The 16,597-nt window shown below is 48.3% G+C and carries 18 protein-coding genes; 7 read left to right on the top strand and 11 right to left on the bottom strand.

Annotated features, from left to right (window positions below; translation table 11 throughout):
- Positions 1-99 precede the first annotated feature (99 nt).
- Positions 100-1,017 (top strand): NAD-dependent epimerase/dehydratase family protein, encoded by a 918-nt coding sequence (locus PAEVO_RS05130; RefSeq protein ID WP_100536566.1) that lies wholly within the window; start codon positions 100-102, stop codon positions 1,015-1,017.
- 104 nt (positions 1,018-1,121) lie between these two features.
- Here PAEVO_RS05130 and PAEVO_RS05125 read toward each other — a convergent pair whose 3' ends face one another.
- Both PAEVO_RS05125 and PAEVO_RS05120 read right to left on the bottom strand, forming a co-directional pair.
- Entirely contained in the window at positions 1,122-2,192 is a 1,071-nt protein-coding gene (locus tag PAEVO_RS05125; RefSeq protein ID WP_100536565.1) for a glycosyltransferase family 4 protein, read from the bottom strand.
- Between the two features lie 15 nt (positions 2,193-2,207).
- Positions 2,208-2,543 carry a hypothetical protein gene (locus PAEVO_RS05120; protein WP_100536564.1) on the bottom strand — a complete coding sequence of 112 codons (336 nt, stop codon included), beginning with the start codon at positions 2,541-2,543 and terminating at the stop codon, positions 2,208-2,210.
- A 191-nt stretch (positions 2,544-2,734) separates the two neighbouring features.
- On the opposite strand from PAEVO_RS05120, the gene PAEVO_RS05115 reads away from it, so the two are divergent.
- Positions 2,735-3,358, top strand: coding sequence for a DUF1796 family putative cysteine peptidase (locus PAEVO_RS05115; protein ID WP_243390848.1), 624 nt, complete (start codon positions 2,735-2,737; stop codon positions 3,356-3,358).
- An 83-nt stretch (positions 3,359-3,441) separates the two neighbouring features.
- Here the strand turns inward: PAEVO_RS05115 and PAEVO_RS33670 are convergent, their stop codons facing one another.
- The 7 genes from PAEVO_RS33670 to PAEVO_RS05085 form a co-directional block, all read right to left on the bottom strand.
- Positions 3,442-3,609: a hypothetical protein gene (locus PAEVO_RS33670; protein ID WP_165789609.1), complete on the bottom strand. Its 168-nt coding sequence runs from the start codon at positions 3,607-3,609 to the stop codon at positions 3,442-3,444.
- A gap of 14 nt (positions 3,610-3,623) precedes the next feature.
- Complete coding sequence (locus tag PAEVO_RS05110) at positions 3,624-4,853, bottom strand: glycosyltransferase family 4 protein (protein ID WP_100536563.1); 1,230 nt, start codon at positions 4,851-4,853, stop codon at positions 3,624-3,626.
- 11 nt (positions 4,854-4,864) lie between these two features.
- Positions 4,865-5,581: a glycosyltransferase family 2 protein gene (locus PAEVO_RS05105; RefSeq protein ID WP_100536562.1), complete on the bottom strand. Its 717-nt coding sequence runs from the start codon at positions 5,579-5,581 to the stop codon at positions 4,865-4,867.
- A gap of 303 nt (positions 5,582-5,884) precedes the next feature.
- A complete protein-coding gene (locus tag PAEVO_RS05100; protein WP_100536561.1) occupies positions 5,885-6,211 on the bottom strand; it encodes an AzlD domain-containing protein in 327 nt (108 codons plus the stop codon).
- Positions 6,202-6,936, bottom strand: a complete 735-nt coding sequence (locus PAEVO_RS05095; protein WP_100536560.1) for an AzlC family ABC transporter permease — start codon at positions 6,934-6,936, stop codon at positions 6,202-6,204. The genes PAEVO_RS05100 and PAEVO_RS05095 overlap by 10 nt, the downstream gene beginning before the upstream one ends.
- A gap of 162 nt (positions 6,937-7,098) precedes the next feature.
- Positions 7,099-8,235: an alcohol dehydrogenase catalytic domain-containing protein gene (locus PAEVO_RS05090; protein WP_100536559.1), complete on the bottom strand. Its 1,137-nt coding sequence runs from the start codon at positions 8,233-8,235 to the stop codon at positions 7,099-7,101.
- A gap of 115 nt (positions 8,236-8,350) precedes the next feature.
- A complete protein-coding gene (locus tag PAEVO_RS05085) occupies positions 8,351-9,268 on the bottom strand; it encodes a DMT family transporter (protein ID WP_100536558.1) in 918 nt (305 codons plus the stop codon).
- A gap of 78 nt (positions 9,269-9,346) precedes the next feature.
- Between PAEVO_RS05085 and PAEVO_RS05080 the strand changes: the two genes are divergently transcribed.
- Positions 9,347-10,699, top strand: a complete 1,353-nt coding sequence (locus PAEVO_RS05080; protein WP_100536557.1) for a TrkH family potassium uptake protein — start codon at positions 9,347-9,349, stop codon at positions 10,697-10,699.
- 218 nt (positions 10,700-10,917) lie between these two features.
- Here the strand turns inward: PAEVO_RS05080 and PAEVO_RS05075 are convergent, their stop codons facing one another.
- Positions 10,918-11,193 (bottom strand): hypothetical protein, encoded by a 276-nt coding sequence (locus PAEVO_RS05075; RefSeq protein ID WP_071224350.1) that lies wholly within the window; start codon positions 11,191-11,193, stop codon positions 10,918-10,920.
- Positions 11,194-11,336: 143 nt separating this feature from the next.
- On the opposite strand from PAEVO_RS05075, the gene PAEVO_RS05070 reads away from it, so the two are divergent.
- From PAEVO_RS05070 to PAEVO_RS05055, 4 genes are all read left to right on the top strand, one after another.
- Positions 11,337-12,569 (top strand): aminopeptidase, encoded by a 1,233-nt coding sequence (locus tag PAEVO_RS05070; protein ID WP_100536556.1) that lies wholly within the window; start codon positions 11,337-11,339, stop codon positions 12,567-12,569.
- A gap of 266 nt (positions 12,570-12,835) precedes the next feature.
- Positions 12,836-14,065: an aminopeptidase gene (locus tag PAEVO_RS05065; protein ID WP_100536555.1), complete on the top strand. Its 1,230-nt coding sequence runs from the start codon at positions 12,836-12,838 to the stop codon at positions 14,063-14,065.
- Positions 14,066-14,401: 336 nt separating this feature from the next.
- Complete coding sequence (locus tag PAEVO_RS05060; RefSeq protein WP_100536554.1) at positions 14,402-14,992, top strand: RNA polymerase sigma factor; 591 nt, start codon at positions 14,402-14,404, stop codon at positions 14,990-14,992.
- Positions 14,970-15,785, top strand: coding sequence for a DUF4367 domain-containing protein (locus PAEVO_RS05055; RefSeq protein WP_100536553.1), 816 nt, complete (start codon positions 14,970-14,972; stop codon positions 15,783-15,785). The genes PAEVO_RS05060 and PAEVO_RS05055 overlap by 23 nt, the downstream gene beginning before the upstream one ends.
- Positions 15,786-16,030: 245 nt before the next feature.
- On the opposite strand, the gene PAEVO_RS05050 is transcribed toward PAEVO_RS05055, so the two are convergent.
- A complete protein-coding gene (locus tag PAEVO_RS05050; protein ID WP_100536552.1) occupies positions 16,031-16,528 on the bottom strand; it encodes a hypothetical protein in 498 nt (165 codons plus the stop codon).
- Between the last annotated feature and the right edge of the window lie 69 nt (positions 16,529-16,597).

The following is a 16,597-nucleotide window of genomic DNA, read 5'->3' as shown; positions in this document are numbered from 1 at the left end:
TGCCCATTCCTTCGCGCCCCCTGTCAATTGTCCAATGCATGATCCTTCCGTATCACGTAGGATAAAGCATCCCAATCAAAAGGCTGGAGGGTTTAAGACATGAAGATGGTTGTAACCGGCGGAGCAGGCTTTATCGGCTCCCATCTGGTGAATGGACTTGTTAATCAAGGCTATGAAGTCCATGTGATTGATAACCTGACAACCGGAGATCCAGGTCGCCTTCACAGCGAGGCGATTTTACATGTAGCCGATGTAAACAGTCAGCAGACCACGGCGTATATCTCCGCGCTGAAGCCGGACGTCGTGTTCCACTTGGCCGCACAGGCTGATGTCCAGCGGTCGATCCAGGAGCCCCGGCTTGATGCGGATGCGAATGTGATGGGCACCATCAATATACTTGAAGCTTGCCGTAAGGCAGGGGTCCGTAAGATTGTGTTTGCTTCGACGTCAGGCGTATATGGAGATCTGGAGAAATCTCAGCTGACGGAGGATGATCCGGTTAATCCGATCTCCTTCTATGCACTATCCAAGGTGGCAGGTGAGCAATATATCCGTTTATACCACCGCTTCTTCGGCCTGCAGTACACCATTCTTCGTTATGGGAATGTCTACGGTCCGGGTCAGACGGCGAAGGGAGAAGGCGGTGTTGTGGCGGTGTTTGGTGACCGCCTGCGTCAAGGGGCTCCGTTTCATATATACGGGGATGGCGAGCAAACCCGGGACTTCATTTATGTCAAGGATGTGGTTGAAGCGAACCTCGCCTCCATCCAACACGGGGATGAGTGCGTTCTTCATGTTAGCACCGGCACCGGCCATACCGTCAATTCCCTCGTCGATCTCATCAGCAGGCTGCATCCTGACCGCATTGATGTCAACTATCTGCCTGCGAAGAACGGTGATATTCTGCACAGCTGTCTGAATAATGAGAGAACCCGGGCATTCCTGAAGTGGAGCCCATTATTTAGCCTGGAGGAAGGAGTGGAAGAAACCTACCGCCACTGGCTTCGCACATCCTAGTTAGCCAATGAACGGTAGGTGACAACAGAAAACAGCCTTGTTCCTCGTTCATCTCAAGGAATAAGGCTGTTTTGTTATACGTACTGAATGTTAAAACCATGGGATTACAACCCTATCGATTGAAGCAGGCCGGCAAAATTCATCGCATAGATATGTGGATTGAAATTGTGCTCGACATGTCTCATCGCCTTGCTTCGAATTTGTTCACGCAGATCCGAATCCCTCATGAGTTCAAGCGCTTCGTTAACGGCATGGTGTACGTTCCCGAGCACGTAGAACTTGCCTGTGGAATTGTGGTACACCGAGGTAGATACCCCATCCGAATCGGTAGTCAGCACCGGGCAGCGGCAGCTCATCGCCTCCAGAACGGCATAAGGCGCTCCCTCTACCTTGGAGGTGCAGCACAGAAACCCGCCGGAATCACCGATAACCGAATAGTAGTAAGGCATCTCTGCATTGGGCACATTGGATCGAAGGGTTAACCGGTCCAACAGATCCAACTCATGAATGAGTGCGAGGAACTGTTCCCTTTCTGCCGGCTGGCTGAGCTCAATATCCTCGAACATCCACATTTGCAGATCAGGAACATGCTCCTTAAGCGCATGACCGATATGAAGAAATTCACGCCAATTCTTGTTATCCTCAATCCGCCCGAGCCATGCCATGACCGGGCTGTCTGGGGAACTCGGATAATGACTGTATGTGAACTCCTGACTGTCAAAGCAATTGTTGAAATGAAATTGAGGCTTATGAGGATACAGTTGCTGGAATAGAGCGGCAATATGAGGGGTATTGGGATTCAGCAGCGCGTCAGCATACTGGTTCACATACGGCGCTGCCTGTGTAAGCTGCGCATGAGCCACACTCTTTGGTCCATAGCCTTGAATCTCCAGCACGAATTTCCCTTTAAAACCGAGCATTCGAAACCGCGGAAAACTGGCGTGATCCGTCGTAACGACGATGACGTCAAAATTATTCGAATCCAAGATGTGCTTGATCTCGATGTCATTGCGGGTTACGTAGATGGGGAAGTCCGCAGCATTCTGCATGCCCGACCCCCACTTATAATACAGACAATGCGCCTCAATCCCGGCAAGTCGCAGTGCACGGCATCGCTGTCTGTTTAATGTTTCGACCCCACCGCTCGGCACATAGTAGACGAACAGCACCTTCATGTCGCACACCTCCCGTTATTCGATAACTTGAAAATCAGAATGTGAGTAGACGGCCACAAGCTGTCCTTCGTTCTTGGCATGCACGGTTACCAATGTGGAGTACGAGTAATTAATATTGGTCACGAGCAGCAGGCTGAACGCAATATTATGATTCATGATATTGGGCACAAACACCGTGGAACCGACCCCAACATGTACAAGGCCGACATGGTAAACTCCTTGGGGGTGATATCCATGCACGAGGACATCAAATACATCAGGCCCCGCATTCGTAATGGTGAGGTCCACGGACTGGATATACCGCGCGTCAATGTTACCGTATTCCACTGCATCTAAACGAAAGATGGACATTTCATTCCCTCCTGGCTATGGCAGCTTCATTAATATCAGGATATGTAACTACCGCTGTGCCGGTAAGGGCATATCCATAGTGACGAACATCCAAATGCGTGGACTTGATCCCCGGTCCAAGCCGCTTCTTTCCGATTCGCATTTAATATGATGAAGAATAATTTCAATTGGAAAGGTTGGTGACCATCGTGATGACTCTGCAGGATCTGAAGGGACCCTATTCTGCCATTTTCAGCTTGGGGATAAACTGTTTGCCCGCCATGGAACTGAGGGCACATGGACTGCGTAATATGGCTGGACCTCTCGATTGGATGGGTACCCCAGTACTTCCTAATGTTACAAGATTGCTTCGCAACCGATTTCAAGGGATGCTATCCTATCCTAACCTAACGACAATTGACAAGGCTAATGATGAGCTCTATAACGTGTGGGATCGGGAATATGATCTATATATGAACCATGATTTTTATATACACAGCAACTTCCCGCCTCACCTTGCAGCCTATCCGGAAGTGAAAGCTAAATATGATCGAAGAATTTTAAGGTTTTTGCACAAAGTAGAAAGCGGAGGACGTATTCTCTTTATCCGAACCGATTCCAATTATGAAGATATCAAAGAGCTTGCTGTAACACTGGAGCAGCTAGTCACAGGTCCATTCCATCTCCTCGTTGTTAACCATTTGCCGGTTCCAGAGCTTGAATTGCAGGACTGGAAGCTAAAGCATGTATGCGTAGTCAACATGCCGAATCAGGACGTTTGGTATAGCAACCGCCATCGTTGGTCTTTTATCTTTGATGGAATGTGGCTAATCTAACCTGACATATTTCACTTCATGAAAAAACAATGATCAAAACAAAATGGCCGGGCAAGAATCTCATCTTGACCGGCCATTCATCCTTAAATATTCGTGACAGATTCGTCTGGCAGCTTATATTCTTTAGGAAGCGATTGAAATATCCGGTTCCATATTACATAGTCGACAACAAGCTCCGGAGTTGACACCTGATTCACAAATAGTCGGTTATATAAATCACTCATAACCGCAAATCCTTGCTGCTGGTTCATATCTCCACTCCCCTTTAAGAAGAAGATTTTTGCGAAATGGCGCTGTTATATATGGCTAGAAGTCGTTCAATCATCAGGTCCATGGACCAGTGATTGATGGCAAACGCCTTTGCGTTCTGACCAAGGAACTTACGGTACTCATCATTTCCCAAAAGCGCGTTTAATTGCTGAGCTGTGCTCAGGGCATCTTCCACTGGCACAAGCAGCCCGGTATAGCCATGCGTGACCATTTCAGGCAAACCTCCTGCTGTCGACACAACAGAAGGTAATCCTGCCATTTGCGCCTCCATTACGGAGAACGGCTGATTATCCTGAATACAGGTGTGTACAAAGATGTCAGCCTGGGCGAGCAGCCCCGGAACATTGCTTCGCTCGCCTAAAAAAAACACATCTTGTTGCAATGAGGCATGTATGCACTGCTCCTCCAGTTGTCTCCGCATACTCCCATCCCCTACAATCCAGCACACCCAATCACTGCGCATCTGCTTTAATATGGCTAATGCGGACAGAAGCACGTGGATTCCCTTAACATATACCAGCCTGGCAGGACAAATGATCACTTTTTTTCCATACGGCCGAAACACCGAACTTCCTTGGTTAAACTTTGCTTGGAATCCGGCAGCATCCAGCCCATATTGGAAAACGGCTACTCGATAACTAGGCACGCCAAATTCCCCGACCAGAATATTTTTGGACCACTGGTTCGCAGCAATCGTTATATCTGAAGACATGGCAGCATGATATTCAAGTGCAGGAAAGTATCGCCATGCCGGACTTCGTTCGTCTACGCCTTCGGAGGGATTCTTGCGAAAGTGGTCCATCATTTCTCGAGCTACGGAGCCATGGACATGGGAAATAAGCGGGGTACGCTTTGGTTTTACTCTGCTTAAGGAACGAGTGGAGAATATATCCTGGGTATGGATAATATCATACTGATTCAGCCCGAAATAAGATGCTGCAAGCTCCAAGCAGTACCGGTCCATCTCATAAGAGCGTAAGGCAAAATGTTGATTTAGTCCCGGTGCGGTTTGCTTAGTGAGTTTGGTTTCTAGCATGGGCAGCAAAACGTCCTTTGAAAGTTCCTTTCCTCGATTAACAATATGGATTTTCTTGTAATCGGGACTGTTTCCAAGCATATCCACTTCATGTCCAAGCCGCTCCAAATGATTTTTAAGCTGCTCCATGAAGTGCCAAACCCCGCCGACGTGAGGGATTAACCAATGGGTTGCTAGCAGTATTTTCATGGTATCCCCCATTAACCGCCGTGCTGAAGTGCGTAATGCTCAAGCACATGGCGGTAATTATTTTTGACCATTTCATATTCCCGAACAATGGTTGCTTGGTGGCGGATCGTTCCCATTTGAGAATGCTCCCGGTACATGGTCAGTATATCCGGCAAAAATCCAAATTGGGCTCCGTTCAAGAGCAAACGAATCCAGAGATCGTAATCATGGGTATAAGTAAGCTGTTGATTAAACAGACCTACCCGGTGCAGCCAGTCTTTCTTCGCAATCACCGTACAACCATTAATTGGGCTGAAATGGATAAACTGACGACATAAATCTGCTGTACTTGCCATAGGAATCCCGCCATAAGGTTTCGTGATTCGGTTGTGCTCATCGATAACACAAAAACCGGTATACGTGACATCGAGTCCCCTGCTCAGCATAAACGACATCTGCCGTTCAATCTTTTGAGGGACAAAACGATCGTCCGAACTGAGCCAGGCAATATATTCACCGGAAGCATGCAGAATGCCATGATTCAAGGCGCTGGCCGTTCCGCCATTACTCTTGCCCATATAGTAGACTCTGTTCATGTAAGGTGTAATCAGATTGGAATATTGGGTTGACCCATCATCTACCACAATGATTTCTACGGCAGGGTACGTTTGGTGTACCGCACTTTCCAATGCTTGCTGTATATACTGGCAGTTATAGAAAGGTATGACTATCGTAACCGTCGGCATCATCCCCTGTCTCCTCCTTCTGCCTATCTTGATATATGATCTCAATACATATCATGGGTTAGTACACCATATGCAGTGCTTACGCATTCCGAAAGGGACCCCTGTCCCCTGACATATGACCAAATAACAGGCAGAAGGCATATAAAAGGACAACCATAGGAACAGCTTTTGTAACCTCGTGCGCCCTGCTCCCTGTAGGCACGTGCATGGTCCAGGCATGCTGGCATTTCTGTCAACCCTAACAAAAACAAGCTGTCCTCCCGCTTGTCAGCTGGGAGAACAGCTTATGCATCATGCGACATTTAATTAGAAAAACAGGCGGAGCCCCACCAAAGTCAGGATCCCGACGATGACGGTGGCAAACAGGCTTTTCGTGAGAAAAGCGGTTAGGAATGCAGGCACGGCCGCAATCAATTCGAGTGAATGCCCCCCTGGATCTATACGTCCATCCGATAGGAGCAGCTCTTGGGCTAGCAGTGCTCCCATGACAGCAATCGGTACATGATTGAGCCACCGGATCATCATCTCCGGGATGCGGAGCTTGCTCAGGATCATAAGCGGCAGGACCCTGGGAATAAGGGTTACGACAGCACAACCGATAATCAGTATGGCGATAGGCCATCTTATTTCCATCGTTCGATCACCATCCCTGCTGTGGCCGCAGCCATAATCGCGACAATCACCGCCGCGCTTCCCGGCATAATCGTACTGACAGCTACCACAGAAACGGCGGCAATCATAACCACCATGAAGTCGAGTTTATACTTCTTCCGGCTGATCCATTGCAGAGCCAGCAATCCGATAAACATCCCCGGCAAAGCAAAATCAAGGCCAAACTTCTCCGGCTCCGGAATCCACTCCCCGACTAATCCGCCCGCTATGTTGGCTGCACACCAGAACAGATATGCCGTGATATTCAGACCGACCATCCATTTATAGCCGAGTCTCTTTTGCTCGGTGGCCTTAGCTGCCGCAACGCCAAACGTCTCGTCGGTTAACAGGGAGCCGATGAAGAAGCTTTTTCCCGAGGACAGCCCTTTAAAGTACGGGGCAATCGCGGCGCTTAACAGCAGATGCCTGGCATTCACGAAGAATATCGTAACAATAATCGATAAGACCGGGCTTGCAGCGGCTACCATCCCTGCGGCTATGAATTGCCCGGAGCCCGCATAGAGCAGCAGCGAAATGAGTGCGATTTCGAGCAGGCTGAAACCTGCGGTACGCTCGACGACGCCTGCCGCAAAACCGATGCTCAGGTAACCCAGCAGGGTTGGAATACAATCTTTGAAGCCTTGAAGATAGGAGTTTCCCTGGGGCCTCTCAAGACTAGTGGGAAGCCTTTCTGACTTGGTGCTCATCTGTATTTGATTCCTCTCTCACTCTACAATTCTATTTTTAATTACTATGAATTCTTCCTGCACGCTTGTCAACGCTGTTACACCATTTTCCCATCAAAAAAAGCGTCCCGGGAATGCTGCTCATTCGCCAAGAACGCTTCGTCATTCGGTTTATTTGGCTGCTTAAGGCTTCAAGATGACTTTGATACAGCCATCCTTCCGCTCATTGAAGATGTCGTAGCCATGGGCAGCCTTCTCCATCGGGAGCCGGTGTGTGATGATATCCGAAGGGTCTACAGTCCCTTCTTTCAACATTTGATAAAGATGCGGCATGTAATGAATGACGGGTGCCAGCCCCATTTTTAACGTGATATTGCGTTCGAACAGCTCCCCTAGCGGGAACGCATTATAAACAAGCCCATATACGCCGGTTAACTGGATGGTCCCGTATTTGCGAACCATATTCACAGCCATGCGGAAAGCACCCAAGGAGCCCCCCTGAAGCTTTAGCATGCTTCCCAGCATCTCAATGCCGGTCCGTTTGGCATCCAGGCCCACACAATCGATGACAACGTCGGCACCGCCCTTGGTAATCTCTCGAATATAATCCTCGATCTCGGGTATCTTCTCGAAATTGTAGGTTTCCACGTGATTGGTCCGTTTCGCATGCGCCAGCCTGTAATCCACATGATCAATCGCAATCACCCGCTTCGCGCCTTTCATCCAGGCAAACTTCTGCGTTAACAATCCTATCGGACCGCACCCCAGGACCACCACGACACCGCCGGGCTTAACCCCTCCGTTCTCCACGCTCCATATGGCTGTGGGCAGCGCATCGGACAGCATGAGCAGCTTCTCATCTTCCATCTCGGCATCCTCAGGAATGACAAAGGGCATGTAATTACCGTAAGGTACCCGCAGCAGCTCCGCCTGCGCGCCTTGAAAGCCACCGTACGCGTCGCTGTATCCAAAAAAACCACCGGTATTCTTGCCTTCATTCGCAAAATCGCATTGGCTCTCCATTTGATTCTGGCAGAAGACGCACGTGCCGCAAGAAACGATGAAAGGAATAATCACACGGTCGCCCACTTTGACCCTGCTTACTTCCGGACCTGCATCCACAACGATTCCCATCGGCTCATGGCCGATAATGTAATCATCGTTAAGCGGCTTTAGCTCGCCGTTATATAAATGCAGATCAGATCCGCAGATGGCCGTGGTGGTGACTCGAATCAGGACATCGTCGCTGTGCCGAAGAACGGCGTCTTTCATTTCCTTCACTTGGATCCGATGTCTGCCTTGATAAGTGACTGCTTTCACGTACGAAACCCCTTTTCATATCAATATCCATTTTTGTAAGGATTTGTATTTTTAGGGTCAGTGTACGCCATTTCAATGAGAACTACTCCGGCAGGGCAAAAAAATAAAGCGACATTCACCCCAGCGCTTCGGGTTGAATGTCGACAGGCTGCTTTCTCGGTTTCCCGACCTTCAAGAATAATACCAGCCCTAACAGCACAAGCGCTCCCCCAGCCGCCTGCAGGGAATTCATCGACTCATTCAACAGGAGAAAGGCCAGTAAACTCGCTCCAACCGGCTCTCCGAGAACGCTCATCGATACGGTGGAGGCTGTGGCATACTTCATCAGCCAGTTAAATAACAGATGGCCGAATACCGTTGGCACGACAGCCAATAAGGCAAATATCCCCCACTCACGTCCGGAATACCCCGTCATGGGAATGTTCATTCCCACGTTGTACACCGCCAATACGGATGCTGCCACCGCAAAGACAAGCCAGCTGTACAGGAATGACGGCAAACGCCGTAGCAGCAATTGACCCAGCAGCATATGGACGGCGACCGCAGCCGTTCCCATCAAAGACATGATATCACCGGTCAAATGCCCTTTGCTCCCACTGAGCCCACTGCTTCCAATGAGAAGGAATACGCCGAGAAAGGCGATGGCCATGCCTCCGATTGCTGCCAGCGATGTTTTCTCCTTAAACCAAAAGTAAGCACCCATCATCACGAATACCGGCTGAAGGGCAAGGATAATCGTGGAGCTGGCTACGCTTGTCCATTTCAAGGAGCCCATCCATAACAAAAAGTGCAGGGCCAGCATCGCTCCGGATAGAAGGAGCAGCAGCAGTTCAGAACGCTTCAGCGATTTGATAGCCGGCACATATTTGCCCGCGAAGGGCAGCATGATCAGGAACGTGATCACCAGTCTATACATCGCCTGGATGGAAACGGGGCTGCTGGACCATTTTACGAAAATCGAGGAAAAAGAAATAGCGATGATGCCGATAAATAGAGGAATAAATACGGGAATCGGTGCTCGGTTCGAATTCATGATGGTTAAATGATTCACCTTTCGTGTTATATTAGAGAATGATTTCAAAATTAAAACATTCGGAAAAGGATAATTGGCATGAAAAAGAAAGACCTTCGAAACCAAATGACCCCTCCCAAATTTCTGGCGATCGGCTTTGCGTCGATTACACTGATCGGGACATTCCTGCTTAAACTTCCCATCGCTACTGCGGACGGGACTTCTACCCCGATTGTAGATGCTCTCTTCACAGCGGTTTCTGCCATCAGTGTAACGGGTTTAACCGTTGTGGACACAGGGACTCATTGGTCCATATTTGGACAAATTGTCATGCTCATGCTCGTTCAGCTTGGCGGGTTGGGCTTTATGACCTCAGCCACCTGGATTGCATTGATGTTCAATCGCAGAATCTCGCTTCGGGAGCGCATGATCCTTCAAGAAGCGATGGGTCAATACCAAATTCAAGGCATCGTGGATCTCATCCGGAGAGTGCTGGTCTACACGCTGATCATCGAAGGCGCAGGCGCCTTGCTGCTGACGTTCAGGTTCTCTGCGATTATGCCGCTTTCGGATGCAGCTTACTTCGGCATATTCCAAAGCATCTCCATATTCAACAATGCAGGCTTTGACCTCTTCGGCCAAATTCACGGCCCCTTCTCAGGGTTTGCTACCTATGTAGCGGATCCTTATGTCAATATAATCATTATGTTCTTGATCTTCCTAGGGGGAATCGGCTTCATCGTCATTTTTGATCTTATTGAATATCCGAAGTGCAGGAAACTGTCGCTTCACTCCAAGGTTGTATTAACCGTGACTTCACTGTTAATCGTAATCGGGGCTATCATGATCTTTATTCTGGAGCACGGCAATCCCAAAACACTAGGGCCACTCTCATACCCGGTAAAAATCATGGCGTCCTTATTCCAATCGATCACTCCGCGTTCCGGTGGCGTCAGCACCTTGGACATCGCGAGTCTGGAGCAATCCTCCCAGTTTTTCATGATTCTCCTCATGTTCATCGGGGCAGCGCCCGGATCGACTGGAGGGGGCATTAAGGTGACCACCTTCGCCGTGCTCATTGGTGCCGTCGTCACGATGATCCAGGGTAAACGCGATGTGGTTCTCTATCGCAATCGAATTTCCCAAGCCCTGGTTTATCGTTCCATTACGCTGACGATACTATCGTTGCTGCTATTGGTGGGAGCTTCCATGTTTCTGTCCGTTACGGAATCGGGTGAATTCTTAAGAATTCTGTTCGAAGCCGTATCCGCGTTCGGTACAGCCGGGCTATCGATGGGACTTACAACCGAGCTGTCCGGGGTTGGCAAGATCACCATTGCCCTGCTCATGTTCCTTGGCCGGTTAGGTCCGCTAACCCTTGCGTACGCGCTTAGCCGCAAGAATAATAAAGAACTATACCGCCATCCGGAAGGTCGAATTACGATTGGTTAACTTGTTATTCTCCCATGTCGGCACATATAAGAAAAACATCTATCGACGCACTTTCACAGAGGACAGACCCCGTTTAGAGGATGTTTTTCCAGCGATTATCGAATTTGTTCACCTTCGCTGAAAACTTATACATGCTTCAATCTTAAACAAACCGTACGCTTCCCTTCCACGGGAGGTGCACGGTTTGTTTTCATTGGAATACATTTTGGATTGGTCTCTTATTCCCCGAACTCACTCGCATCGATGGCTGCATCCAGCAAATCATCAAACAACTCGTTGTCGGCCTCAATCCGCTCGTCAATCTGAAGAAACTGCTCCTCGATTCCCGGCTCGCCGGCGAAGTTCAGGCTGTAGTCCCAATCCCGGCCATTCTTGCTCAGGAAGGTGATCTCGTAGGCTGATGCATGTCCATCTATAGAAAATACGGTATATCCTACGAACTGATCGCTATCATCCCGCTTCATATCCGCACGCTCGATTCGGACTTCTGACACGTTTCCACGCTCCTTCATTACGTTGTAAAGCACTCACAAGACTCAGTATATCACTTTTCTTGGCAGCTGATTATTGTTTTTCTTATACGGCAAGATCTAGTATAATATGGGTTGGTAAATTAAATTGCATTGGAGGGTACCAAATGTCCGATTTCCATACATACTTGGACAAATATGCCGAGTTGGCTGTAAAGGTTGGAGTTAACATACAGGAAGGACAAACCTTAGTGGTTCATGCTCCTGTCGATTCTGCCGAGTTCACTCGCTTGATTGCCAAAAAGGCATATGAAGCGGGTGCCCGCCTGGTTAAGATCCTGTGGACCGACGAAACGATAACAAGACTACAATTCGAAAAAGCTGCGGATGACGTCTTTACCGAAGCGCCGAAATGGTATGCCGGCGAAATGACGGAATTGGTGGAGAACGGCGCAGCCATTCTGCACGTGCTTGCCGAAAATCCCGATTTGCTCAGCGGCATTGATTCCGAGCGTATCGGAAACTTCTACAAAGCGCGCGGTGAAGCATTGAAGACATATCGCGCCTATCAACAGTCCGACAAGTTTAGCTGGTGTCTGATCGCTGTGCCTTCAGCAGCTTGGGCTGCCAAGGTATTCCCGGATGTGCCGGAATCCGAACAAGTCGGCAAATTGTGGGATGCTATCTTCCACACCGTACGTGTGGATCAGGATAACCCGGTTGAAGCGTGGAACAAGCACCTCGAAGTGCTTGAAGCAAAATCCTCCGTGCTGAACGCAAAAAAATACAAGAAACTCCACTATATCGCACCGGGAACCGATCTTACCATCGAGCTGCCGGAAGGGCATATTTGGGCGCAAGGCGACAGCATCAACGAGCGCGGGCATTCCTTTGTGGCGAACATGCCGACAGAAGAAGTATTTACCGCTCCTCTCAAAACAGGAGTCAACGGAACCGTACACAGTACGAAGCCTTTGAGTTATGCCGGAAACATCGTGAACAACTTCTCCCTTACTTTTGAAGAAGGTAAAGTGGTCAGCTTCACGGCAGAGCAAGGCTATGAAACACTTGAGCGTCTTCTGAACATGGACGAAGGTGCCCGTTACCTTGGAGAGGTGGCGCTGGTGCCGCACCAATCCCCGATCTCGGAGTCAAACATCCTGTATTACAATACGTTGTTTGACGAGAATGCTTCCAACCACCTTGCACTTGGCAGCGCTTATGCTTTCTGCTTGGAAGGCGGAAAAGAAATGAATCAGGAGCAGTTGATTCAGAACGGCCTCAATACGAGTGTAACCCATGTCGATTTCATGATCGGCTCCGGCGAAATGGATATTTACGGAGTAACGGCAGATGGCCAGGAAGAACCGGTATTCCTGAAAGGAAACTGGGCATTTTAAGAAACGATACAGCATCAGCAGCTATTTCTTATGAAGTAGCTGCTTTCTTGAACTTTTCCGGCCTTTAATTGACCTGAGGTTGATTTACAATCCGAAAAATTGTGCGATAATCAAGAAAGCGAACGAAGATACTTAAAATGCATGTTCAAAAAGTCGGCTGTCAGCACCGAAGCTTATGCTTCGCTTCCTGATCATCTACCTCGTGATCAAAAGGGAACTTTTTGAACAACCTCTTAAAGGTAGCATAAAAGAAATGGAGGTCTGTCATGTCCAGCTTTGAGCAAAAATTGGAACGCTACGCGGAGCTTGCCGTCAAGGTGGGTGCCAATGTACAGCCAGGACAAACGCTGGTAGTTAACGCGATGATCGATGCTGCACCGTTGGTACGTCTTATCGTGAAGAAAGCTTATGAAACGGGCGCCAAGCAAGTTAAGGTGAACTACAGTGATGAGGTTGTGAACCGGATTCGGTACGATCTGGCACCAGATGAGGCTTTTCTGGAGCCGCCGACATATTATGCGGAGGAAGTAACCGAGCTTGCCGAGCAAGGGGCTGCTTTCTTGACGATTCTCTCCTCGAACCCTGACCTGCTTAAAGGCGTTGATCCGGAGCGTATATCCAATTATCAACGTACATATGGCGCAGCCATGGCGAAATACCGGCAATATCAGCAAGCCGATAAAATGAGCTGGACCGGCATTGCCTACCCTTCTCCTGATTGGGCTGCCAAGGTGTTCCCTGACGTTCCGGCCGAGCAGCAGGTGAACAACATGTGGGACGCAATTTTTCACGCGGTTCGCGCGGATCTCGAAGATCCCATTGGTGCATGGGAAGAGCATATTACGACCCTTCAGCACAAATCGGATGAGCTCAATGCCAAGAAATATCATAAGCTCCGCTTCACATCACCGGGAACGGATCTTACGATCGAGCTTCCGGAGGGGCATATTTGGGCCCAGGCGGGCAGCCACAACGAGAAAGGCGAGCGTTTCGTTGCCAACATTCCGACGGAAGAAGTATTCACCGCTCCTCTCAAAACCGGCGTGAACGGCACGGTACGCAGCACGAAGCCTTTAAGCTACGGCGGTAACATCATCGACAATTTCTCGATCACGTTCGAGAATGGCCGCATCGTCGATTTCTCCGCGGAACAAGGCGAAGATACCTTAACACGCCTCATTTCCATGGATGAAGGCTCGCATTATCTGGGCGAGGTTGCTCTTGTGCCATATCGCTCCCCGATATCGGAAAGCGGCATCTTGTATTACAACACGCTGTTTGACGAAAATGCCTCCTGTCACCTGGCTATCGGCAGCGCGTATGCTTTTAACCTTGAAGGCGGCAAGACCATGACGTCCGAACAGCTTCAAGCAAGCGGTCTGAACACCAGCATTACCCACGTCGATTTCATGATGGGCTCCAAGGAGCTTAATATTACCGGAATCACGCATGATGGCACGGAGGAACCCGTATTCATCAACGGGAATTGGGCGTAAACCGCTGCCATTCCGTTATGTGCGTGACAAACACATCGCAATGTGATCGAAACTATACAACAGAGCAGTCTTTTAATCAGAGGCTGCTCTGTTTTTTTTTCGATTAATACCAATAGATTGCCGAGCATAGGATGAAGAGATGGACGCATGTCTAAGAATTGCCTTTTTAACTCATAAGCTAAAGCGCTTCAAACACATAACTTCCTACAGTTAAACCCTTTTCCCGCAAACCGTCTTCAGAGCCGGCTGTTATTAGAATTAATAGGGCTTTTTCACCCGATATGTTGTAAAATGATGAGAGAAATAGGATGGTTACACCAGAGAGGGGATTATCGCGTGTCCAACCGATTACAGCTCCTCCTTGCAGCAGATTTCGCTGATCTGAGCGAACCTATTCAGGAAGAAATCTATTATGAATTTTATGATCTCGTTTATGGGCAGATACTGTATGTCGTACGGGATCATGCTGCTGTTGAGGATATCATTCAGGAGTCCTTTATAAAAGTGATTACAAGTAAGCCGAATTTTGAAACCGAAAGCAAGATGCGGGGATGGCTCCGTGTCGTTGCCAAAAACTCAACCATGAATTATTTAAGAAAAAATAAAAAATACCGTAACCAAGTGGATGTCGAGAGTGTTTTTATTAATGAAGAGGACGTGGTAGTTTCTTCCACGAACGTAGAACATCAGGTGGAGTCGAATATGCTGGAGGAATCCATCGAGCATTACCTCGACCAATTGAAGCCTGAATACAAGCTATTGATTGAGTACCGTTGGAAGCATAGTCTAACGTACAGGGAAATCGCAGAGCTGCTGAATACTCGCGAAGAGATCGTGAAGCAGCGCTTGTTCCGAGCCAGAGAATCCGTAAAAAAAATGCTGTATAGAGAGTGGGGTGAATTGGATGAGCAACGAAAAATACGATGATTGGTTTGATGAGGCCTTTGACGAAGCCTTTGATCGTGCAGCCTCACGTTCCTCACTCCCTACTGACAACGAATCCAAACGTCAATCCTGGCAGCAGGTCAAGCTGCAAGTCGAGAAGATAAACACTCGGAAACAGCGCAAACGCAGATTTCAGTTAGCCGGCGTCATCGCAGCTTCCATGCTCTTTGGTGCGTTGATATTCTCTCCATCCTCTGTAACTCAAGCGGTAACACCGGTTTATCAGGAAATCAAGGATTGGGGAAATGGTGTGGTGACTCAAATTTTCGGCATGCGAGAGCCTGTCGATAAGAGCAAGGCATTAACTGCTCCCCCACCGGAACAAACAGTAGAGCCGGAAGAAGAGTATGTACCGCCGGCTGAATTAGTGGACACCGAATATATTCCTTTCACAGATACCGATGAATCTTTGACAGAGTCGCAAAAACGTGCCGTATTTAAAATACCAAAAGTCAATTATCTTCCGGAGGACTACAAATTCCATGAGGCTACCGCATTAACAACCGATGAAACTGCCGTTTTTGACGAGCTCCATCTTCATTATAAAAATTCGGACGAAAAGTTTTTCCATATTGATCTTATCGGGATGCAACTTGGCAAAATGATCAATCTCAATGGAGATATCAATAAGACTGTTGTTCTTGATTCCGGAGCGAAAGCCTATCTAACCGAGAATAATCTTCGCTTCTTATATGATAATGATCAAGTGGTTGTATCCATCAGCGGATTCTTCACAGAAGAAGAATTCATAAAAATTGCAAACAGCATACAATGATTTTGAGATGATCTTAAAAAGAACAGACCGGATTTTCATTCATGCACCGTAAAAGGTCGAAGACAGGCTCAAGTTGAGTGCTGGGTCTTCGACCTTTTTGCTCCATGGTTGCCCACATCAACAGTTAGCGGGCCAGCGATGGGTGGGACACGTCCTACATGGAGCGTCTTTCAGCGCAAAAAAAGGAAGTGCCCCGCAAGATCTACGATCTTTCGGGACACCCCCTTCATAAATCCATATTCGTATTATAATTCCACCAATACCGAGCTCGTGTAATAAGTCCCTTCTTCATATGTACCGCTCTCATTGACCCAGTGAACTGTCTTGGCCCGATAATAATAACCTGCCTGTACGTTGAACGTTTTGCTTCCGCTCAGAGAGGTCTTATTCGTTCCGTTATCGTATGCAGCTCCCGCATCAACCCAAGCGGAGCCCGTCCAGCGTTGAATAACATAATTGATTCCCAGAGAATCTACAGCTTGGGAAGCACTGGTAGTACCGTTTATCCCTACTTGAGTGCTGCTTACTTTCCCTATCGAAGAAAAATAATTCATCAAATATTTATTGGCTAAAATGTTGAGAGAAGAATTCAGATTCATTTCAACCGGAGGCGGTGTCGTTAAGGCGCCGGGTGCAATGTCTGGTGCGGAATCCGCGTAAGCCCCTCCTGCCAGAGACAAACTTAATAGAACACTGACTGCAAGTGCTGAAGCTATACGTTTAGGACTGCGTACTTTCGACATAACATCACCTTTCTTTCAATATAATAGGAACATCCATATTTTAACACGCAGTAACAGAACAAAAGTATC

The organism is Paenibacillus sp. GM2FR, assembly GCF_002803325.1.
GTDB classification, from domain to species: Bacteria; Bacillota; Bacilli; order Paenibacillales; family Paenibacillaceae; genus Paenibacillus_AQ; species Paenibacillus_AQ lautus.
The sequence above is the reverse complement of the archived record's forward strand: the minus strand, read 5'-3'. Positions and strand labels throughout refer to the sequence as shown.